The 22289-nt window shown below is 65.9% G+C and carries 13 protein-coding genes and 2 pseudogenes; 13 read left to right on the top strand and 2 right to left on the bottom strand.

Features of this window, described 5'->3' with window-relative positions; translation table 11 throughout:
• Nucleotides 1-4: 4 nt before the first annotated feature.
• The gene (locus tag IEC33019_RS06705; protein WP_070091038.1) at nt 5-9196 is read right to left on the bottom strand and encodes a non-ribosomal peptide synthetase; all 9192 of its coding nucleotides are present in this window, start codon (nt 9194-9196) and stop codon (nt 5-7) included.
• A gap of 257 nt (nt 9197-9453) precedes the next feature.
• Here IEC33019_RS06705 and IEC33019_RS06700 point away from each other — a divergent pair, with 257 nt between their 5' ends.
• From IEC33019_RS06700 to IEC33019_RS27295, 13 genes and pseudogenes are all read left to right on the top strand, one after another.
• Nucleotides 9454-10626, top strand: a complete 1173-nt coding sequence (locus IEC33019_RS06700; RefSeq protein WP_070091039.1) for a PepSY-associated TM helix domain-containing protein — start codon at nt 9454-9456, stop codon at nt 10624-10626.
• Nucleotides 10623-11159 carry a thiamine pyrophosphate-binding protein gene (locus IEC33019_RS06695; protein ID WP_099593214.1) on the top strand — a complete coding sequence of 179 codons (537 nt, stop codon included), beginning with the start codon at nt 10623-10625 and terminating at the stop codon, nt 11157-11159. The genes IEC33019_RS06700 and IEC33019_RS06695 overlap by 4 nt, the downstream gene beginning before the upstream one ends.
• Nucleotides 11156-11476 (top strand): hypothetical protein, encoded by a 321-nt coding sequence (locus IEC33019_RS06690; RefSeq protein ID WP_070091041.1) that lies wholly within the window; start codon nt 11156-11158, stop codon nt 11474-11476. The genes IEC33019_RS06695 and IEC33019_RS06690 overlap by 4 nt, the downstream gene beginning before the upstream one ends.
• Complete coding sequence (locus IEC33019_RS06685) at nt 11473-12045, top strand: DUF6162 family protein (RefSeq protein WP_070091042.1); 573 nt, start codon at nt 11473-11475, stop codon at nt 12043-12045. Before IEC33019_RS06690 ends, IEC33019_RS06685 begins: the two co-directional genes overlap by 4 nt.
• A 16-nt stretch (nt 12046-12061) precedes the next feature.
• Nucleotides 12062-12964 carry a metal ABC transporter substrate-binding protein gene (locus IEC33019_RS06680; protein WP_070091043.1) on the top strand — a complete coding sequence of 301 codons (903 nt, stop codon included), beginning with the start codon at nt 12062-12064 and terminating at the stop codon, nt 12962-12964.
• A complete protein-coding gene (locus IEC33019_RS06675) occupies nt 12961-13707 on the top strand; it encodes a metal ABC transporter ATP-binding protein (RefSeq protein WP_070091044.1) in 747 nt (248 codons plus the stop codon). The genes IEC33019_RS06680 and IEC33019_RS06675 overlap by 4 nt, the downstream gene beginning before the upstream one ends.
• Nucleotides 13707-14606, top strand: a complete 900-nt coding sequence (locus IEC33019_RS06670; RefSeq protein ID WP_070091045.1) for a metal ABC transporter permease — start codon at nt 13707-13709, stop codon at nt 14604-14606. Before IEC33019_RS06675 ends, IEC33019_RS06670 begins: the two co-directional genes overlap by 1 nt.
• A complete protein-coding gene (locus IEC33019_RS06665) occupies nt 14603-15478 on the top strand; it encodes a metal ABC transporter substrate-binding protein (RefSeq protein WP_070091046.1) in 876 nt (291 codons plus the stop codon). Before IEC33019_RS06670 ends, IEC33019_RS06665 begins: the two co-directional genes overlap by 4 nt.
• Before the next feature lie 66 nt (nt 15479-15544).
• Nucleotides 15545-15706, top strand: a pseudogene (locus IEC33019_RS06660) (LysR family transcriptional regulator); the annotation flags it as partial.
• Between the two features lie 390 nt (nt 15707-16096).
• On the top strand, nt 16097-16390 hold the full coding sequence (locus IEC33019_RS06655; RefSeq protein WP_244509669.1) for a DUF3077 domain-containing protein: 294 nt from the start codon (nt 16097-16099) through the stop codon (nt 16388-16390).
• 205 nt (nt 16391-16595) lie between these two features.
• Nucleotides 16596-16736: pseudogene (locus IEC33019_RS06645) on the top strand (AEC family transporter); the annotation flags it as partial.
• A 49-nt stretch (nt 16737-16785) separates the two neighbouring features.
• Nucleotides 16786-17397 (top strand): cell wall hydrolase, encoded by a 612-nt coding sequence (locus tag IEC33019_RS06640; protein ID WP_070091048.1) that lies wholly within the window; start codon nt 16786-16788, stop codon nt 17395-17397.
• A gap of 263 nt (nt 17398-17660) precedes the next feature.
• Entirely contained in the window at nt 17661-18065 is a 405-nt protein-coding gene (locus tag IEC33019_RS27295) for a hypothetical protein (RefSeq protein ID WP_139139853.1), read from the top strand.
• Nucleotides 18066-18487: 422 nt separating this feature from the next.
• Here IEC33019_RS27295 and IEC33019_RS06635 read toward each other — a convergent pair whose 3' ends face one another.
• The gene (locus IEC33019_RS06635; protein WP_157765873.1) at nt 18488-22201 is read right to left on the bottom strand and encodes a hypothetical protein; all 3714 of its coding nucleotides are present in this window, start codon (nt 22199-22201) and stop codon (nt 18488-18490) included.
• Nucleotides 22202-22289 lie beyond the last annotated feature (88 nt).

The following is a 22289-nucleotide window of genomic DNA, read 5'->3' as shown; positions in this document are numbered from 1 at the left end:
CGGGTCACTCGACGGCGCTGGAGCGGCGCCTGCGGATCGGGTGCAGGCCTTTGAGGCGCGCGGCCCGCTGGCTGCTCTGGCGCTGCTCGCATTCTCGCCAGACCCGCTCGGCCTCGGCCGACAGCTCATCCAGGGTGGCAGCGCCCTCGACCAGGGCCGCGAGCACTGCCCGGACCTGCTCGAACATCGCCTCCAGCGTTGCCTGGGCGAAGCGCCCGGCGGGGTACTCGAAGCTCAGGTGCAGGTGTTCGTCGTCGTTGTAGAACGCCGCCACCAGGTCCAGCTCGGCCGCCTGGCGCCCGGAGGGGAAGTCGCTCACCTCCAGCGCCCCCATCGACGGCAAGCGCCCCACACCCTCCTGGTGGATCAGCTTGATCGAGAACAACGGCGAGCGGCCGTTACGCCGAGGCAGGCGCAGAGCCTCGACCAGGCGTTCGAACGGCAGGTCCTGGTGCTCGGAGGCTTCGATCAGCGTCCGGCTACACAGCGCGAGCAGCTGTTCGGCAGGCATCGTCGGCGCGAGCGTCACCTGCAGCACCAGTTGGTTGACGAAGAAACCGACCATGCGCTCAAGCTCGGCGTGGTTGCGGTTGGCGATGTCGGTGCCGATGCGCAGGCGGGCCTGCCCGGTGCGTTGCTGCAGCACCACGTTGAACGCCGCCAGCAGCACACTGAACAGCGACTGCTGGCGTTGCCGTGCGAACTGGCGCAGCGCGTCGCTCTGGGCACGGTCGAAGGTGAAGTGGCAGGTCGCGCCCTGCCCCGCTTCGCCCGGTTCGGCAGTCAGGTCCTGCGGCAGTTCCAGGACCTCGTGATGCTCGCCCAGGTGGGCCTGCCACCAGGCGAGCTGGCGCTGCAGCTCGCCGCCCTGCTCCAGCCACTGACGCTGCCAGCGGGCGAAGTCGGCGTACTGCAGGGTCGGTACCGGCAACGCGGGGCGCTCGCCTGCGACGAAGGCGCTGTAGAGGCTGACGAACTCGTCGATCAACACACGGAACGATGCATCGTCGGCGACGATGTGGTGCAAGGTCATGAGCAGCACATGGTCCTGATCGGCCAGTTGCAGCACCTGCACACGCAGCAGCGGGCCGTTGGCCAGGTCGAACGGCTGGGCGACTTCCTCCCGGGCCAGCGCCTGGGCACTGGCCTCGGCGTCGGCCAGGCCGCGCAAGTCGCGGTGAAGCAGCGCCAGCGGCAGGTCGTCACGCAGCCGTTGCCAGGTGCCGCCGGCCGCCTCGTGGTAGGTGCTGCGCAGCACCTCATGACGCGTCAGCAAGGCCTCGAAGGTGCGGCGCAGGGCGTCGTGGTCGAGCGGGCCGCGCAGGCGCAGGGCGCCGGGCATGTTGTACATCGAACTGTGCGGCTCCAGGCTCCAGAGGAACCACAGCCGCTGCTGGGCGAACGACAACGGCTGCTCGCCCTGCCCCGCACGACGCGCCATCGGCGGGCGGGCGGCCACCGCCTGATCGACGCTGGCCTGCACCTGCGCGGCGAAGTCGCACAGCTGTGGATGCTCGAACAGCGCCCGCAGGCTCACCGCCCGCCCCAACTGCCGACGCACCTGGGAGACGATCTGGGTGGCCAGCAGCGAGTGGCCGCCCAGGTCGAAGAAGTTGTCCTCGCGGCCCAGGCCCTCGACGCCCAGCACCTGTTGCCAGATCTGCCCGAGCTGCTGCTCCAGGCCTTCGCGCAGCGGCTCGCGGTCAGTGGCCACCAAGGCCTCGGGCGCGGGCAAGGCCTTGCGGTCGAGCTTGCCGTTGCGGTTGAGCGGCAACGCTGCCAAAGCCACCACCTGGGCCGGCAGCAGGTAGTCTGGCAGGTGGGCCTTGAGCGCCTGGCGCACGGCGCGGGTCAGCTCGGCGCTGCTGTGCGCAGGCTCGGTCGGCACGGCATAGCCGATCAGTTGCTTGCCGGTAGCGCCCTCGTGCACCAACACCGCCGCTTCGCGGATCATCGGCAAGGCTTGCAGGTGCGCCTCCAACTCGCCCAGCTCGACCCGGAAGCCGCGGATCTTCACTTGATGGTCGGCCCGGCCGATGTACTCGACCACACCATCGGCGCGCACCCGCGCCAGATCACCGCTGCGATACAGGCGCTGGCCCGGTGTGCGGGCGAACGGGTCGGGCACGAAGCGCTCGGCGGTCAGCGCCGCACGGCCATGGTAGTCACGGGCAAGGCCCGCGCCCCCGGCGATGCACAGCTCGCCGGCCAGGCCCGCCGGGGCCAGGTGGCCGTGGCCGTCGAGGATGTGCAGCGCCCGGCCCGGCAAGGCGCGGCCGATGGGGATGGCACCCGCGCCGTCGGCCAAGGTGCAAAAGTGCGTACTCGACACCACCGTGGCCTCGGTGGGGCCGTAGGTGTTGAGCAGCCGCACATGGCCCAGCCCGGCGGCGTGCCACAGCTTCAGGCCCTCGGCGGACATCGCCTCGCCGCCCACGTGCACCTGGCGCAGACGCCCAGCATCGCGCGGGGCGCTGGCGGCCCACTCCTGGGCCAGCAGGAACCAGTACGCCGCCGGCAAATCGGCCAGGGTGATGCCCTGGGCGATGATCTGCTCGTACAGGGTCGTGGTGTCCCACAGCTCATCGCCGCGCAGCACCAGGCAGGCGCCCACGCACAGGGGCGGATAGCACTGCTCGACGAAGCCGTCGAAGCTGAACGTCGCGAACTGCAGCACCCGGTCCTCGGCGACCAGTTGCGAATAGTCGGCGGCGATCACGCAGAACTCGCGCAGCGCCGCGTGGGCAATCGACACGCCCTTGGGCTGGCCGGTGGAGCCAGAGGTATAGATCAGGTAGGCGAGGTCTTGGGCACTGGCCAGGTTGACCGGGTTTTCCGCGCTGTAGCCGTCCAGCCAGCCCTCGCCTGCCTCCAGCAGCAGGCACGGCAGCCCGGCGGGCGCCTGGAGCAGGCCGGGCTGCATCAGCAACAGGCTCAAGGCGCTGTCATCACACATATAGGCTAGGCGCTCGGCCGGGTAGTCCGGGTCCAGCGGCACATAGGCGGCGCCCGCCTTGAGCACCGCCAAGAGGCTGGCGATCATCAGCGGCCCGCGCCGCACCGACAGCCCCACGCGCTGCCCAGGGCCGACGCCGCATTCACGCAGGCGGTGGGCCAGGCGGTTGGCCTGGGCATTGAGCTGGGCGTAGGTCCAGCGCTGCTCGCCAGCGATCAGCGCCAGCGCCTGCGGGGTGCGCGCTACCTGGCGCTCGAAGCGCTGGTGCACCAGCAACGGGCTGTCCAGCGCCAGCTGCGGCTGCCCGCCCAGCGCCAGGCGCTCGGCCTGGCGCTGGATATCGAGCAGGCTCAGGCTGGCCAGGGGCTGCTCGGGTGCCTCGACGAACTGCGCAAGCAGTTGCACCAAGGCATCGCGCAACTGCGCCACCTGGCCGCTGCCGAGGCGGGCGCGGTCATGGCTGAAGGTCAGCACCAGGCTCCGGTGCTGTTCGATGCCCAGGGTCAGTGGGTAGCTGGTCTGCTCGACGTTGCTGACCTGCGAGAACCGCAAGCCGCCCGGCGCGCCCTGGCGCAGCACCTCGGCCACGGGGAAGTTCTCGAACACCAGCAAGCTGTCGAACACTGCCCCCTGCTGGCCGGCCCAGCGCTGGATGTCCACCAACGACGTGTGCTCGTGCTCGCGCAATTGCAGGTTCAGCGCCTGCACCTCGGCCAGCCAGGCGTCCACACGCTGGGTCGCACGCGGCGCGCAGATCACCGGCAAGGTGTTGATGAACAGCCCGACCTGCTGCTCGATACCCGGCAACTGCGCCGGGCGCCCGGCCACGGTGGCGCCGAAGGCCACCGACGTCTGATTGCAGTAACGCTGCAGCAGCAACGCCCAGGCCGCCTGGAACACCACGCTGACGGTCACCTGATGGGCGCGGGCAAACGCAGCCAGGCGCTGGCTGAAGGCCTCGTCCAGGCCATGGACCAGCTCGCCGTAGCCGACTTCGTCCGCCTCCCGGGGCAGCGCGTCGCCCAGCAGGGTCGGCGCTTCGAGGGCCTGAAGCTGGTCGCGCCAGAAGGCCTCGTCCAGCGCGTGGTCGCGCCGTTGCAGCCAGGCCAGGTAATCGGCGTACGACGCCGCACTGGCCGGCGGTTGGCCGCCGGCATAGCGCTGCAACACCTCGCCCAGCAACTGGGCATTGCTCCAGCCGTCCATGAGGATGTGGTGGCTGGTGTAGATCAACTGGTAGCGCTCACCGCCCAGGTGCACCAGCACCAGGCGCAGCAACGGTGCGCGGTCCAGGGCGAAGCCGCGGGCGCGCTCCTGATCGGCAATGCCCTTGAGATCCGCGCCATCGCCCGGCAGCACTTGCAGAGGCAACGCCACCTCGCGAGCAATCGACTGCACCGGCTGCGCCAGGGTTTCCCAGTGGTACTGGCTGCGCAGCACGTCGTGACGGGCGAATGCGGCCTGCCAGCTGGCGGCGAAGCGCGCCACATCCAGGCCCTCGATATGCACTTGCAACTGGTTGATGTACGCGCCGGCCTGGGGCTCGTAGAGGCTATGGAAGAGCATGCCCTGCTGCAGCGGCGAGAGCGGCAGCACGTTGTCGATTTGGGCCCAGTCCAGGGCCAGACCATCGAGTTGCGCCTGGCTCAGCCGTGCCAGGGGGAAGTCCGAAGGGGTCACGCCAAGGGCGCCGGGGGCCAGGCAATGGTCGATCAAGGCTTCCAGGGCCTGGCCATAGCCCTCGGTCAGGCCCTCTACGGTGGCGGCATCGAAGCTTTCGCGGCAGTAGCGCCACTCCAGCACCAGCTGCCCTTCGTACACCTGCCCTTCCAGGCTCAGGGCGCTGGCCAGTGGTGCCAGCGGGTCCTGGGCCTGACCGCTGCCTTCGCGGGCCGGGGCGAACAGCGCGTCGTCGCCGAACTGCTGGTCGAACTGGCCCAGGTAGTTGAACAGGATGCCCGACGGCGCCAGGGCCGCCAGTGGTGCGCCAGCGTCGGGGTCCAGGTAACGCAGCACGCCATAGCCGACGCCTTTGTCTGGCACTGCGCGCAACTGTTCTTTGACGGCCTTGATCGCCTCGCCAGGCGTTGGCGCGGCACTCAAACGCACCGGGAACAGGCTGGTGAGCCAGCCCACGGTGCGGCTGAGGTCTATGTCATCGAACAGTGCTTCGCGGCCATGGCCTTCGAGCAGCACCAGACAGTCCGACTGCCCGCTCCAGTCACCCGCGGCCTGGGCCAGGGCGGTCAGCAGCAGGTCGTTGACCTGGGTGCGGTAGGCCTGGCCTGCGCGCTGCAGCAGTTGGCGGGTGCGCTCGGCGCTCAGGCGCCAGGTCAGCGTGGCGGCGCTGGCGTTGACCTGGCGCCCGCTTGGGTTGTCCTGCGGCAATGGCGCACTGGCGCGCTGCGCCAGCCAGAACGGCAGTTGCTGGCGGGCCCGGGGCAAGTAATCGCCCAGACGCGCGGCCCAGTGCTGGTAGCCGCTGGTCTTGGCCGGCAAGGGCTGCTGACGGTAGGCCTGTTGCAGGTCTTCCAACAGCACGCGCCAGGAGACCCCATCCACCACCAGGTGATGGGCCACCAGCAACAGGCGCTGGCTGCCATCGGCCATCTGCACCAGCATCGCGCGCAGCAGCGGGCCTTCAGCGAGGTCCAGGCTGGCCTGGGCTTGGTCGCACAGGGCGCGCAAAGCCTGGGCCGAATCTGCCTGACGTTGCCACAGCTGCACAGGCGCGGACTCGGCGTGGGTCTGCTGCCAGCCGCTGGGCGCTTGACGATAACGCAGGCGCAAGGCGTCGTGTTGCTGCACCAGGCGCGTGAGGGCCGCTTCCAGGCGCTCGGCATGCAAGGGCTCGCGCGGGGTCAGCAGCAGGCCCTGGTTCCAGTGCTGACGCGCCGGGATCGCCTGCTCGAAAAACCAGTGCTGGATGGGCGTCAGCACCACCTCACCCTGCAGCGGCCCCTGTTCGATCTGCAACAGCGGCGCCTGCTCCACGGCCTGCGCCAGGTCGCGCAGGGTCTGGTGCTTGAACACATCGGCGGGGCTCAGGCGCAGGCCGGCCTGGCGGGCGCGGCTGACCACCTGGATGGCGATGATCGAATCGCCGCCCAGGGCGAAGAAGTTATCGTCCAGCCCGACCTGCTCGACGCCAAGCAGTTGCTGCCAGATCTGCGCCAGGGCGCGCTGGCGTTCGCTGTGCGGCGCCTCGTGCTGCTGGCGCACCGCGCCGGCGCGGGGCAAGGCCTTGCGGTCGAGCTTGCCGTTGGCGGTGACAGGCAGGCGCTCCAGGAGCATGAAACACTCCGGCACCATGAACACCGGCAGGCTCAGTTGCAGGTGAGCCCGCAGCTGCGCCTGAAACGCGGCGCTGTCGGCCACCGGCGCCGACGGCACCAGGTAGGCGACCAACAGCTTGTTGTCCTGGGCCAGCACCACCGCCTCCTTGACGACCGGGTGGGCCAAAAGGCCCGCCTCGATCTCGCCCAGCTCGATGCGCAGGCCACGCAGCTTCACCTGGTGATCCAGGCGCCCCAGGTAGTCGATCACACCATCCTCACGGTAGCGCGCCAGGTCGCCGGTGCGGTACAGGCGCTCGCCGGAGCCGAACGGGTCGGCCACGAAGCGCTCGGCGGTCAGCGCCGGGCGGCGGTGATAGCCGCGTGCCAGGCCCACACCACCCAGGTACAGCTCCCCGGCAGCGCCAGGCGGCACCGGGTTGAGCTCGGCATCGAGAATGTGAGTGCGCAGGTTGGCGATGGGCTGGCCGATCGGCACGCTGTGACGGCCATCTTCGACGCAGGTCCAGTGGGTCACGTCGATGGCCGCCTCGGTGGGGCCATAGAGGTTGTACAGACCCGCGCCAGGCAAGCGGGCGAAGACCTGGGCCTGGGCCTCGGCCGGCAGCGCCTCGCCGCTGCAGACGATGCGTCGCAGGCTCGTGCACGCCTGCACACCCGGCTCATGGATGAAGGCCTGGAGCATCGAAGGCACGAAGTGCAAGGTGCTGATGCCCTGCTCGGTGATGACCTGGATCAGCTGCGCCGGGTCGCGGTGGGCACCGGGCGGGGCCACCACCAGGCGCGCACCGACCATCAGCGGCCAGAAGAACTCCCATACCGACACATCGAAGCTGAACGGCGTCTTCTGCAACACGCTGTCGCAGGCCTCCAGCCGGTAGGCCTGCTGCATCCAGGCCAGGCGGTTGAACAGGGCCTGATGACTGTTGCCAGCCCCTTTGGGGCGGCCGGTGGAGCCGGAGGTGTAGATCACGTAGGCCAGGCTGTGGCCGCTCACCCGGCACACCGGGTCACTGTGCGGGTAGCCGGCGCAGTCGGCGGCGGCATCGTCCAGGCACAGGGTACTCAGTTCGGCGCTCAGCGGCAGGCGCGCCCGTAGGGCGGTCTGGGTCAACAACAAGCCCACACCGCTGTCTTCGAGCATGTAGGCCAGACGCTCGGCCGGGTAATCCGGGTCCAGTGGTACGTAGGCGCCACCGGCCTTGAGGGTCGCCAGCAGGGCGACCACCATTTCCAACGAACGCTCCACGGCGATGCCCACCAGTACCTCAGGGCCGACACCGGCTTCGATCAGGCGATGGGCCAGGCGGTTGGCTCGGGCGTTCAATTCGGCATAGCTCAATTGCGCGTTGCCAAAGGCCAGGGCCGGGGCGTCTGGCGTGCGCTGGGCCTGGGCCTCGATCAGGCGCTGCACGCAGGGGCCGCCTGGGTACTGCTGGGCGGTGGCGTTCCAGCCGTGCAGCATGCGTTCACGTTCGCCAGCGCCAAGCATCGGCAGCTCGCCCAGGCGTGCCTCGGGCGCCTGGACAATGCCGTGCAGCAGGTTCAGCCAGTGTTCGCGTAGGCGTTCGATGCTGGCCTGCTCGAACAGATCGCAGGCGTAGGTCAACGCCGCATGCAGGGTGCCGGACCGCTCCAGGGTGTCCAGGGCCAGGTCGAACTGGGTGGTGCGCCCGCCCAGTTCCAGGCGCGAGGCCCTGAGCCCGTCAGCGATGTGCAGTTGCTCAAGATCGGCGACGTGCGGCTGATGGTTGTAGAGCACCTGGAACAGCGGGGAATGGGTGGTATCGCGCGAAGGCTGCAAGGCATGGACCAAGCGCTCGAACGGCAGCTCCTGGTGCGCCTGGGCACCCAGCACAGCCGCGCGGACTTCGGCCAGCAGCGCGCTGAACGACTGATCACCGCGCGGCTGGGCACGCAGCACCTGGGTGTTGACGAACAAACCGATCAGGCCTTCGGTCTCGGCCTTGCCACGCCCGGCGACCGGCACGCCGACGCGGATGTCCTGCTGGCCGGTATAGCGGTGCAACAGGGCCTGGAACGAGGCCAACAGCACCATGAACAGGGTCACGCCCTGCTGCTGGGCCAGTGCGCGCAGGCCCGCGGACAGCGCCGGATCGATGGCGAACTCCAGGCGCACGCCGCGATAGCTCGGCGTGACTGGTCGGGCGAAGTCGGTCGGCAGCTCCAGCACCGGCTGCTCATCACCCAACTGGGCGGTCCAGTAGTCCAACTGACGCTGCAACTCGCCCGCCTCCAGCCAGCTGCGCTGCCAGAGGGCGTAATCGGTGTACTGGATCGGCAACGGCGGCAGTTGTGGCACCTGGCCAGCCACGCACTGGGCATACAGGCGGCTGAACTCCTCGATTAGCACGTTCATCGACCAGCCGTCGGCGACGATGTGGTGCAGGGTGAGCAGCAACACATGTTCATCCTCGGCCATGCGCACCAGGCACACCCGCAGCAGGGGCCCGGCCTGCAGGTCGAACGGCAGGCCCGCCTGCTCCCGGGCGCAGTCGTGCAGCAAGCACTCGCGCTCGGCTTTGCCGGCGAAGTCGTGCCGCACCAACGCCAGCGGCCCTGGCGCCTGGACGCTGGGGTACCAGACGCCCTCTTCCAGGCGGAACAACGTGCGCAGCGGCTCATGGCGCGCCACCAGTGCTTCGAACGCTGCACTCAGCGCGCTCAGCTCCAGCGCCCCTTGCAGGCGCACCGCCCCCGGCAGGTTGTAGGCCGCGCCCTGGGGATCGAGCAACCACAGAAGGCCCATGCGCTGCTGGGCATAGGACGGCTGCGCACAACCGATGCCCTCGACCCCGGCAGGAATGGGCAGCAGCGAGAACTCGACGCCTTCGCGGGCCAGGGCCTGGAGAAACAGCCGGCGCTTGTCCAGCGGCAGGGCAATAAAGCGGCGGGCAAGCTTCTCGGCGTCTTCGGGTTTCATGCTGGGCGTCTTCCTAAAGGGTCATTCGTAGTGCCTGGGCACTCGCATGCAGTTAGGAACGAAACTCAATTCGGAGGATTTAGGCACGGCGCAATGCCGCGCCCCAGGGCCTTTGAAATATTTATTTGCATTTGCCCCCTCAGGTTTTTGCCGCTCATTCGTCTTATAGGAAACGAATGCGATTCAGTTGCTAATGGGGCCGCCTTGCGGCCGCCGGCATCGCACCGCGCTTCATTTGCACAACAAGACCGGTATTCATGTCGAAAAAGTCCCGCTCCAAAACCTGGTTCCTGGTGCACAGCTGGCTGGCGCTGCCCATCTGGTTCTTCGTGCTGATCGTCTGCGTGACCGGCACCCTGGCCGTGCTCAGCCAGGAGATCGTCTGGCTGGCCAACCCGGACGTACGCGCCAGCAAACCTCACGATGACGCCCAAGCGCTCAGCTATCAGCAAGTGCTCGACGCCATCCACCAGGCCGACCCCGGCATCGCAGTGAACTACATCAGCAAGCCAGGCGAAGCGCATTTCGCCCTCACCGCCAGCGTCACCTATCCCGACGGCACCTCACCGATCCTGTACGTGAACCCCTACACCGGGGCGATCCAGGGCAAGAGCCCGACCTTCGATTTCGAGGCCTTCACCCGGGCCCTGCACGGCTGGTGGCTGGTGCCGTTCACCCATGGCTACAGCTGGGGCTGGTACCTGGTGTCGCTGCTGGGGCTGCCGATGCTCGCCTCGCTGGTCACGGGGCTGGTGGTGTACAAGCGCTTCTGGAAAGGCTTTTTCAAGCTGCCGCGCCTGGGCCACGGTTCGCGGATCTTCTGGGGCGACCTGCACCGCCTGAGTGGGGTCTGGTCGATCTGGTTCATCGCCACCATCTCCATCACCGGGACGTGGTTCTTGATCCAGGCGACGCTGGCCGACAACCACGTGACGATTTCCAGCGAGCCGATCGTGCCGGCCATCGCCCGCGAGGACGTGCCGCGCACCGCCGATGGCCAGGCGCCGACGCCGATCAGCCTGGACGACGCCGAACGCGCCGCCAGCGCTCGCTTCCCAGGCTTCGAGGTGACCTTCATCACCCTACCGGGCAATGCCTACAGCCACTACTACATGGGCGGGCGTGGCTGGTACCCGCTGATGTTCGAGACGGTCAACGTCAACCCCTACAACAGCAAGGTCGAGGCCTCGTTCATGGTCGCGGACCGCTCGGCCCTGGAGTTCGTCACCGAGTCCATGCGCCCGCTGCACACCGGTGACTTCGGTGGTCTCTGGGTCAAGCTGATCTGGGCCTTCTTCGGCCTGATCCTGACGTTGATGGTGCTCAGCGGCCTATTGATCTGGACCAAACGCACCGCCCAGGCCACCGCCGCCGCGCTCAAGCGCCAGCCCCGAGTACGCGCGGCAACCGCGTCGGAGGCCAGCCTGTGAGCAAGCAGATCCCCCCATCCCCGTCTGCCCCCAAACGCCTGTGGCTGAAGTGGCGCTTCCACCTGAACATCCTGCTGGTGCTGATCCCTCTTGGGCTGATGCCCAAGTACCTGCACGAAGCCTCGATGGACCGTGGCGAAATCGGTCTGGGCGAACGTGAACTGGGCGAACTGAAAGCCGGCCCGTGGAGCGTGCGCCTGGCCGAGCGCTTCGACGAGGCGCCGCGCTCGGACGGCCCGGCGGGCTATTTCAAGCAGTTCAAGATCGCCCTGTGCGAGCAATGCACCGACGTCAAGGCGGTGTACCTGCGCGTGGGCAAGCCGCGCAGCCTGCGCGCGGCCGGTGCGCTGTTCTTCGGCACGCCCTATCGCATGACCGGCGAGGTCAACATCCCGCAAAAGACCCGGCCAGACGCCGAGCTGTGGCTCACCTTCGAAGGCTGGGACGGGCAGATGCACCAGGCCTCGATCCCCCTGGCCAAGGCATCACCGGCCACCGTGGCCTGGCTCGAGAAACAAGGAGGCAAGCAATGAAACACTGGATGGGCGCCCTCGCCCTGCCCCTGCTGCTGGGCGTCGCACTGCCTGCGCTGGCCCACAACCCAATGTGCGAATGCAGCGAATCGGGTAGCGATCAGATCACCTGCAAGGGCGGTTTCTCCGACGGCAGCGGCGCACCCGGCGTGACCTTGGACGTGATCGGCTATGACGAGCAGGTGCTGCTCGCCAGCAAGCTCGGCGAGGATTCCACCCTCACCTTCAAACGCCCCGATGGCGAGTTCTACGTACTGTTCGACGCAGGCCCAGGCCATGTGGTGGAAGTCGACCATGCCGACATAGGCGCGCCATGAGCCGGGCCCAGGTGGTTCGCCCGGCCGGTGCCGGGCACGAGACCTTGTACGTGCTGCTGACAGCCTTGCTGATCCTCGCCCTGGCCACCACGGTGGTGGTGCTGCGCGGTGAGCGCGAGGACGAGGTGGCCATCGCCGCCCACCAGATCGATGCCCGCCGCGACCTCACCGCCGCCGAACAGGGCCTGTACACCGATTTGTGGGTGGCGGCCGAGGACATCGCCCTGTTGCGCGAGGAAAACGGCCAGCCTCCGGACGTCGCGGCCCTGGCCGAGGAAGGCGTGCCGCCCTTCGTGACCGACGCCAGCAGCCAGCGCCGTGGCGGCCACCAATGGCAATGGCTGCCTAGCGGTGCCTACCTGGGCCGTAGCCAGGATGCGCAGGTGGCCGGCAGCTTCCTGTTGGTCCTGCCTGCAGGCGATGGCGACCAGCAGCCGGATGTCTGGCTGCGCCGCGACCGCAGCGCCCTGGCACCGGACGACCTGGGCCAGGCCGCACTGATCGCGGCCGGCTGGCAGCAGGTGGTCAGCCATTACGACGCCGGGGTCACCCGCCAACATCGCCATTGAACCGAAGGATTCCCCCATGCTCCGCTTCGTCCTCTCCCTGCTGTTGGCCTGCACCCTGCCGGCCCTGGCCCAGGCCGACAACGGCAAGCCCCTGCGCATCGGCATCACCCTGCACCCTTACTACAGCTACGTGACCAACATCGTCGGCGACAAAGCCGAGGTAGTGCCGCTGATTCCAGCCGGCTTCAACCCCCACGCCTACGAACCACGCGCCGAAGACATCAAGCGTATCGGCACCCTGGATGTGATCGTGCTCAACGGCGTGGGCCACGATGACTTCGCCGATCGCATGATCGCCGCCAGCGAAAAGCCCGACATCAAGACCATCGAGTCCAACGCCAACGTGCCGCTGCTGGCCGCCACCGGCATCGCCGCCCGGGGCGCGGGCAAGGTGGTCAACCCGCACACCTTCCTGTCGATCAGCGCCACCATCGCCCAGGTCAACAACATCGCCCGCGAGCTGGGCAAGCTCGACCCGGACAACGCCAAGGTCTATACCCAGAACGCCCGCGCCTACGCCAAACGCCTGCGTGCCCTGCGCGCCGAGGCGCTGGCCAAGGTCACCCAGGCGCCGGACGCCACCTTGCGCGTGGCCACCATCCATGCCGCGTACGACTACCTGGTGCGCGACTTCGGCCTGGAAGTCACCGCCGTGGTCGAGCCGGCCCATGGCATCGAGCCGAGCCCGGCGCAGCTCAAGAAGACCATCGACCAGCTCAAGGCCCTGGACGTGCAGGTGATCTTCTCGGAGATGGACTTTCCGTCTGCCTATGTCGACACCATCCAGCGCGAAGCGGGCGTGCGCATCTACCCGCTGACCCACATTTCCTACGGCGAGTACACCCAGGACAAATACGAGGTGGAGATGAAGCGCAACCTCGACACCGTGGTCCGGGCCATCCAGGAGACCCGCACATGACCGCCGCAGCCCACCTCGGCGCCACCTGCGGGCCGCGCATCGAGTTCGCCGGCATCGACCTGACCCTGGGGCGCACGCGCATCCTGGAGAACGTGGCCTTCAGCGTCGCCGCCGGCAGCGTGCATGCCATCGTCGGCCCCAATGGCGGCGGCAAGAGTTCGCTGATCAAGACCCTGCTCGGGCAGATGCCGCACCAGGGCCAACTGACCCTGCACTGGCCGACCGCGCGCGAAGTGATCGGCTACGTGCCCCAGGCCCTGGAGTTCGACCGTGGCCTGCCGATGACCGTGGACGACTTCATGGCCGCCCTGTGCCAGCAACGCCCTGCCTTCCTGGGCCTGGCCCGAGGCGTGCGGCCTGCCATCGACGCGGCGCTGGCGCGGGTCGGCATGCTCGATAAACGCAAACGGCGCATGGGCGCACTCTCCGGTGGCGAGCGTCAGCGCGTGCTACTGGCCCAGGGGCTGATTCCCGAACCGCAGCTGCTGGTACTCGACGAACCCATGTCGGCCCTGGACGAGGCCGGTATCCAGGTGTTCGAGCAACTGCTACAGGCCTGGCGCCAGGCCGGCACCACGGTGCTGTGGATCGAGCACGACCTTGAAGCGGTGCTGCGCCTGGCCGACCGGGTCACCGGCCTGAGCCGCCAGGTGCTGTTCGACGCCCCGCCCGCCCAGGCCCTGACGCCTGAGCGTCTGCTCGGGCTGTTCAGCGTTCACCCTCGCAGCGGGAGCCTCGCCTGATGAGCTATGAAGCCTTCCGCCAGCTGGTCCAAGCCTGGGCCACCGCTGGCTACCTGCCCGAGGCCTTGGCCTATGGGTTCGTGATCAACGCCTTGCTCGCGGGCCTGATGATCGGCCCGGTGCTGGGCGGGCTGGGCACCTTGGTGGTGGTCAAGCGCTTTGCCTTCTTCTCCGAGGCTGTGGGCCACGCGGCGCTCACGGGCGTGGCCATCGGCATCCTGCTCGGCGAGCCCTACACCGGGCCGTACGGCAGCCTGTTCGGCTATTGCCTGCTGTTCGGCATCCTGCTCAATTTCCTGCGCAACCGCACCGGGCTCTCGCCGGACACCTTGATCGGCGTGTTCCTCTCGGTGTCCCTGGCGCTGGGGGCGAGCCTGCTGCTGATGCTCGCCGGCAAGATCAACGTGCACATCCTGGAGAACGTGCTGTTCGGCTCGGTGCTCACCGTCAGTGCCCAGGATCTGGTGGTGCTGGGTATCGTCGCGGCCTTGGTGCTGGCCCTGGCCCTGCCGCTGTACAACCGCATCATGCTGGCCAGCTTCAATCCGCAACTGGCGGCGGTGCGCGGGGTGGCGGTCAAGACCCTGGACTACCTGTTCGTGGTGCTGGTGACCCTGGTCACCGTGGCGTCGGTGAAGGTGATCGGGGCGATCCTGGTCGGTGCCCTGTTGGTGATTCCGGCCGCTGCCGCCCGGCTGGTCAGCCAGTCGCTCAAGGGGTTCTTCTTCCTGTCGGTGAGCATCGCCACCTTGAGCACCCTGCTCGGCATCCTGTTGCCGATCGTCTTCGACCTGCCCGTGCCCTCGGGCGCGGCGATCATCCTGGTGGCCGGCGCGTGCTTCGCCCTCGCCGCCCTGGCCCGTGCCCTCGTCCCTCGCCTGCAAGGAAACCCGGCATGACCCTCTCCCTCAAGCACCTGACGCTGGCCCTCGCCCTGGCCGGCGTGCCCACGCTCTCCTACAGCACCGAAGTACTCACCACATTACCGGTCACCCACAGCCTGGCGCAGGCTCTGCTCGACGGCACGTCGGTGCAGCTCAAGCGCGCAGCACCGGCTAACTTGCCTACCACGCGCCAGCCGTCGTACTTCAGCGGCCGGGGCGGCGCCAGCCTGCACAAGGCGGCGCAACAGGCCGACGCGGTGATCGGCGTGCGCTCGATCTGGCGCGACGACCCGCTCTACCCCATGGCCCGGCGCAGCAACATCCGCATCGTCGAGATCGATGCGGCGCGGCCGGTCGATGGTGCGCTGCCGGGTATCGCCGTCAAGGGTGAGGACGCTTTCACCGCCTACCCGTGGCTCAACCCGACCAACCTCGGGCGGATGGCCGACGTGGTGGCCAATGACCTGGAGCGCCTGTCACCGGAGGACAAACCCAAGATCCAGGCCAACCTGGCCGGCCTCAAGCGGCAATTGCTGACCTTGGCCGCCGAGGCCCAGACCCAGTTGGCCGAGGTCGACAACCTCAGCGTGGTGAGCTTGTCCGACCGCCTGGGTTATCTGGCCAGCGGCCTGAACCTCGACGTGGTCGAGCAACCGCTGCCAGTGGGCGACACCTGGGGCGAGGCCGAGCTCAAGGCCCTGGGCGACATCCTCAAGGCCCAGGACGTGGCCTTGGTGTTGCACCACCGCCAGCCCGCCCCGGCCGTGGCCGAGGCGATCGAGGCTGCGGGCGCCCGGTTGCTGGTGCTCGACAGCGACACGGATGACACCTTCGCCGGCCTCAAGGCCAGTGTCGAGCAAGTGGTGGCCGCCCTGCGCCAAGGCTGAGCCGGCCCTTGCCGTGCGCGGCTACGAGCTTGTAACGTGCGCTCATTTCCGCTCGGCGCCGCCCGCGTGTCCCTCAAAGCCCTGCGCACCCTGGTGACCATCGCCCGCCACGGCACCTTCGCCCGCGCCGCCGACCTGCTCAGCCTGACGCCCTCGGCGGTGAGCCTGCACATCAAGACCCTCGAAGACGAGCTGCAAGTCCCGCTGTTCGTCCGCAGCCGGTGCCAGGCACCGCGCCGTCTATTTCGCGGCTAAAGCCGCTCCTACAGGTCCAGCGGCGGCAGCCAGAGCAGCGGAAAACCTGTGGGTTTACCCGCGAAGGGCCGCACGCCGGCATCGGGCCTTGAATCGCCTACCCTGGGCCGGTAACCTGTGCGCGCTGCTGTCAATCCAGCAGCCGGGTTTGGTAGCCCGCGATCAATCAAGGCGCACAAGCGCCCGCTCTGCGTTTCAGCTGGCGCTTTTTAGTGCCTAGCTGTCTCGTGTCATGGCGGCTGTGCGTAGGGCGCACTCGTGCGCGCCGGTTTCCTTGATTCCCGGTCTACCAACCTGCGTACAGCCGTCACCATTCGTTTGGTAGCGAATTGTGGCGGCTCCATTGAATCAAGGAGCGACACAATGACGAAAGCCATCCCGGATCCACCCCACCGCAGCACCACAGTTCCCGCCGCGTTCGGCAGCTGCGAACACAGCCATCCTCCCCTGTTCAGCGTCTGCGCTGGCGTCGAACTCGAAGACGCCTTGGTCCACCTCAGCACCCTGCTCAAAGGCGCCTGCGCCAGCAATCTTAAAGCCTTGCCCTTGGCCGATGGCACCTGCCATGACCTGTTGCTGGGCAATGACCATGCATTAGAGGCCAGCAAAGCATTGGTGGAGGCCCTGCTCGACGGGTTGGAAAAGACAGCCGGATAGCGTGGCATGGCACCGCGCCGTCTATTTCGCGGCTAAAGCCGCTCCTACAGGTTTAGTGGCGGCAGTCAGAGCTGCGGAAAACCTGTGGGAGCGGGTTCACCCGCGAAGAGGCCACTGCAGTGTGCCGCTCGGACGTTGGGCGAGGCGCCACCCCTGACCATGCATTTTTCCTGTTCCAGGGCGGGCCTCGGCGTTCAAGTTCCTGGTAATGCCGACTGCCTCGTCGTCCTACGTGATGGCCCGGCAGATGGGCGGCAATGCGCCGCTGATGGCCACGATCATCGCCCTGCAGACCGTCGCCGCCGCCCTCACTCTACCGCTGGTGCTGAGCCTGGCGCTGAGTTGAATACGCTTGGCTAGACTGTGATTCACCTCACCTCGCGGAGAACTCGACCATGCGCATTCTTTCGCTGGTGTTCGGCCTGACGCTGGCCCTGCTCGCAGGCCCGCTCCACGCGGCGGACAGCCCCAAGGCCGCCGTGGCCGAGGACAAGGCGCAGGTGCTGGAAGAGAAAGTGGTCGAGGACGCGCCACCGCCCAAACAGAAAGAAACCCTCACGCCCAGCGAAGTCAAAGCGGTCGACCCCGCCGGCCAGTCACCGCTGGACGACAGCATCACCTGCCTTGCGCGAACCATCTATTGGGAATCGAAAGGGGCCAACGCCCAGGACATGACCGCCGTGGCCAGCGTGGTGCTCAACCGCCTCGGGCACGAAGGCTTCCCCAACACGGTGTGCGCAGTGGTCAAGCAGGGGGTGGAAACCAAGGCGTGCCAGTTTTCCTGGTGGTGCGATGGACGACCTGATCAGGTCGAGGAAGAGCAGCGCTATGCCGTGGCCAAGGAAATCGCCCGCAAGGCCCTCAACCAACAGTTGAAGGACCCCACGGGCGGCGCGCTGTATTTCCATGACCGCACGGTGCGGCCGGAATGGGCCAAGGCGTATCGCAAGACGGCCGAGACCACGCATTTCTTGTTTTACAAGCCTAATCAGGCGGTGGCGCGGTAAGGGGGATACAGCACACAAAAGTTAGCCCCCTTGTTTAGTTGTAAAGACGACGCATAACCTACTCAATCGAATCGACAACTATTTGAATTCGGACCCATGCTGTCTCTGTTCAAACTTTAACCGCGCCAGCGATGCGGCTTTCGTTGTAGCGCGCAGCACCTGTACATCTTGCCAGTTACCCAAGTTCTAAAAAGTTAAAATAATGACAACTCCACGTTAGCTTACGCAGCAAACTGGCCCCCTTAACTATTTGGAAGTCTATCGTGAACAACACGACACTTAACGCCCCCAGCACAAAGACCTCACAACAGATCCCCTACCACCCACTCATGGAATACGGAGATATTTTCGTCAAAGAAATTTCAATCTCATACGCACCCAACAGCGATGAAACCCATATAGCGGTCACTGGGAAAATTATTACCACCTTATATTATGGCGGAACTGATGGGTACGTAAGTGCGCGTATAGATGACTGCAGCCTACTTCTCAAAATACCCGAAGCATTAGTACCTGCTGCGTTCACCGCCGCGCAGATATATAACGGCAGCGGCCCTGTTGCACCTGATGAAACGGTATATCTCAAGACGAAGGAAGGCTCGCCCAACCGAATCGCCGAGCATATTCTCATCGGCCCTCTCCCCTTTCCAGTCCCAGAAATGCCTTGACCCGACCCGACATCAAATCAACATGGCATCACACTTGAAACGCTATTGACCTTCAAACCAATTGCCACCTAAATAAATCAGCGCCCACCGCTTCAGCTGCCTTCCGGCACGCCGAGACGTTGGGCGCTGTGCTTTCTTCCTGAGCGCTATGGTTGGCCCTGGATGGTTTACATAGCCTTTGGCAACTAATTCCACCTCAAGCCGGAGCCATCCAGCGCGGAGTCTGCTTCGCGGCGGTTCAACGCTTCGATAACCCCGCTCCAGGCTCTGGGTAGCTCTCCAACATACCGGCGTGCCTGTGGGGCCACACCTCCCTTGCTTCAATCACCACACGCGGTATCCGAAGACGAAAAAACCGCCGCGCAGCTTGAACTGCGCGGCGGTTTCAGACGCTGAATTTGATTACTTCGGCCTACGCACGCTTAGCGCGGACACACGTCGATGACGCCCTGCTGCACCAGCGCCTGGTCCTCCGGAGGAGCCCCAACCTCTTCTAGGTTCCAGCCCACATAGAAAGCTGGCAACTTCCAGACGTCCGGGAACAACGTGCTCGTAATCCGGCCCTGAACCCAGCCCCTCTCCATGACCGAACCGGTCAGCAGCCACTTCACTCGCCCAGCATCCGTCATCTTCACCCACTCACCCCTTGCCGGCCTTTCCTTCAGGATGCAGCTCGCGCCCTCAGGTAAGAAATCCAGCCGCAGTTGCGCCCCAAGCTTGACCAGCGGACTGCTCGGCGCATAGACAACCGTCGTATGCTCAGGCGACATCAACCCAGGGGGCAGGTCGTTACGCCAGCTGGCACGAAGGCTCATTTCGTCCGTCATCGAGGGCGACAACAACCCACAGTTGCCAAGCGTTATCGGATCGAAACCTGTCACATGCAGGCCGACACCAAACAGCCCGCTGACGTTCGCCCCGGTCAGCAGCCACTCCAGGCCAGCCGCCACCATCGATCGCTGCTCGGTGTATTTCGGCGCGGCTGGCACCTGCGCGGCGGTCAGGGTGGCCCCCGTCGTGATGAAGGCCAGCCAGGCTTTAGGGGTCACCGTCGAACCCAACGGGCTCCCCGACCTTGGCTTGAGCAAAACCTTGCCAGCGGTGCTTCGACGAAAGATCGCGGGCGAAATCTTGTCGCTGCCATCGAGCGTCACCTGCGCTTCGTCCGCCAGCTTCGTGGACATCAGCACATTGGTAGCCAGCTGCGCAGGGGTCTTGAACCCTTCGACACTCACCTGCAGGCCAAAGGTGCCGCTGACATCCTTGCCGGTGAGCGTCCAGGTATGGCCGGCCACGGGGATCGCCGCGGGTTGGTCATAGCCCGGTTGCGCCTGCACCTTATCCTGAGGAACGCCCTTGCCTACGACGAACTTGAGTTGGCCATTGAACGTCTGGCCTTTGCTCAAGGGGCTGGTGGCTTTCGGTTTCAGCGTGACCGCCTGAGCCTTACCGCGCCAGAAATGCGCCACTCCCTCCACGACCGCATCCTTGGTCGTCAGGTCGTATTCATCGTCCACCTTTTCCGACAGCAACAACCAATGGCCTGTCTTGTAAGGCGTTGTGAAACCTTCCATCTGCAGTTGCAGGCCGAAGGTGCCGCTGACGTCTTGCCCGGTGACCGTCCACAGCGGACCGGTGTAGCCATTGTATTCCTTGCCATACGCGGGGTTGGCGGCCACCTGCTGGGCAGTCAACGAGCCAGAGTCGTCAAACACGAGCTTGTACTTGAGTTTCGATTGACCCAACGGGCTGCTTTTCTTGAGCTGGAAACTGATCTTGCGCTCAACCTTGCGGCGGAAAATCATCGACCCCGTCGCTACAACGCCGTCCACGGTCAGGTCGAGTTCATCGTGCAGGTTCAGCGACAGCAGCAAGGCATTGCTCAGTTTCAGCGGCGTGGTGAAACCGGCCATATGGAGTTGCACACCGAAGGTCCCGCTGACCGCCCCGCCAGTGAGTTTCCAGGCAGGACTGCTCATGTTGGTGTAGCGCTCTTTATAGGCAGGTACGGCCGTCACATCCGTTTCGGCCAAAGTACCGCTGGTATCGAACGCCAGCCAGTACTCGAGCCCTGCCGCCTTCAGCGGGCTGCCTGAGCGGGCCACGAAACTGACGGTTTGAGCTGTTGCCCGACGGAAAATCGTTGGGCTGGGTACGGCCGCACCGCCTATTTTCAGTTCGGCCTCATCGTTCAGATCCAGCGACAACAGCATGGCGTTGTCCAGTGCCAGCGGCTGGAGGCCTTCCACATGCACCTGTACCCCGAACAGACCACTGACCGCCGCCCCCTTGAGGGTCCAGGTGGTGTTCGCGCCGATATCGACCTTGGCGTCGTAGGCCGGACTGGCCGCGACCTTGTCCTGCGTCAGATCGCGTTCGATGAACGTCATCCAACCCTGCAGCTTTGCATCGGCCAAGGGGCTGCCGGCGCGAGGCACCAGACTGAGGGCACGGTCGGTGCCACGTCGGAAAATGTTCAGGCCGTCTGTACCGGCGGCGGCCACCTTCAGTTCAGCCTCATCGGCAAGGTTCGCCGACAGCTGGACGCCCGGCAGCGAGAGCGGCACTTTCAAGCCGGCATCGGCGGTTTCTTCAGCGTGCAATGTGAACGAGCCGCTGGTGTCGGCACCACCTGTGATCGTCCAGCTGATCCCGATCATGTCCATGGTCTGCGGGACACCGACGTTCGGCTCAAGGGTGATGCCCAAAAGCGGCTTACCCTCCGGCCAGCTCAGGGCAATGTCCTTGCCAACGAAGTAGCTGTCGGCGGTATTGGCCTTGAGCACCAGTGTGTGGCTGACGCCCCGGGTCAGGCGTAGCGCCATCGTCTTCAAATCCGCGATCGGCTTGCCGTCCAGGGTCGCCTCTATCTGCTCAAGCCAAGGGGACTCGTCGAAGACCGGGCAGGTATAGGCAACGCTGCTGGGATGCTGCAGGGCGTCCTGGCAGGATGCGGTGAACACCACCTGATTCGCCTCACCTGCATCACCCAGCGCAGGGGTGTATGTCAGCTTGGCCTGCCCTTTTCCGTCCGTCTTGCTTGGGTAGTTTTTCCCGTTGTAGGACCAGACGACCTCTTTGCCCTCCATGGGTCGATCTGGAGCGAAGGGGTTCTTTACCGTGGCGGTCAGAACGGTGGCGTTCTTTTCAGACGCCACGGGCACCACGCCGTCCCACTCGACTTTCTCGATGAGGTGGTGGAAGTCCCCCATCTGCGCCGCGATCGGGTGTTTTTCCGCCTGCCAGTAGCTGCCCAGCCCCAGGGTGATGTCGACAGGCAGGCCCTCGGGTATTTTGGCGCCAGCGGTCAGTGTCCAGCTCGCCCCGTCTTCGCTCGACAGCGGTAGGTAGTATTCTTCGTCGTCCGCGTCCCTGTAGTTGATGTCAGGCGTGGCCGTCAGGCCGTACTGGATGGGTGGCGCGACACCCTCGCCCAGCCACAGCAGGCTGGTCTTTTGCCCGTCCCAGGCATTGCCGGTCGGAGCCTTCACCTTCAGCTGATGGGTCGCACCGCGGCACAGCCGAAACGGCCGCGTGGACTGAACAATCGGCGACTCGCCCGGACGCTCGACCAGCAACTGGACATCGCTCGATTCGTCGAACGCCGGAAGGCGCAGGTGCGTGGTCACGTTTCTCAGGAAGAGATAGGACGACCCCTCTGCCGGGGTTTCGAATTGCACACGCAGGCGCCGCACCTGCGCCGGTACAGCGATCCGCATCTCGCTCATGGTATGCCAATTCACGAAGTGCTCCTCCTGCAGGTCCTGAGGCCTGGGAGGTTGACCGTACAGGGTGTGAGTGAAGAATGGCTCACCCTCGTTGTCTGCGTCATACACCCGCAGCCAGCACGCCTCGTAATAGGTGGCGTCATACTCACAACTCAGCCAGTAGTCGGGGCGCCCTTCGGCAGCAGGCACGACCGGCAGCTCGATGATCTGCCAAAGTTTCCGGTCGCCCCAAATCCCCACGTAGGGCCCCTGGTAATGGGCGAACCCACCGGGCTTGCTAATCTTCCAGGATGTTTCGGCATCGGGGTTTGCACTGATCGAGCCCACTGGAAACGATGGATCTTGGACAAGGTTATGGCCACGGGTCTCTAAGTCCGAGCCGGTGTATTGCGCATTGATAACATTCACAGCATACAGCCTCTTCAATTTTAAAGGCGTGGATCATTTGGGTGACACGCACCGTTCGAGCGACAAGTGCGCCGCGCCCAACATAGGA

It is taken from the genome of Pseudomonas putida, from assembly GCF_002741075.1.
Taxonomy (GTDB): Bacteria; Pseudomonadota; Gammaproteobacteria; order Pseudomonadales; family Pseudomonadaceae; genus Aquipseudomonas; species Aquipseudomonas putida_T.
The sequence above is the reverse complement of the archived record's forward strand: the minus strand, read 5'-3'. Positions and strand labels throughout refer to the sequence as shown.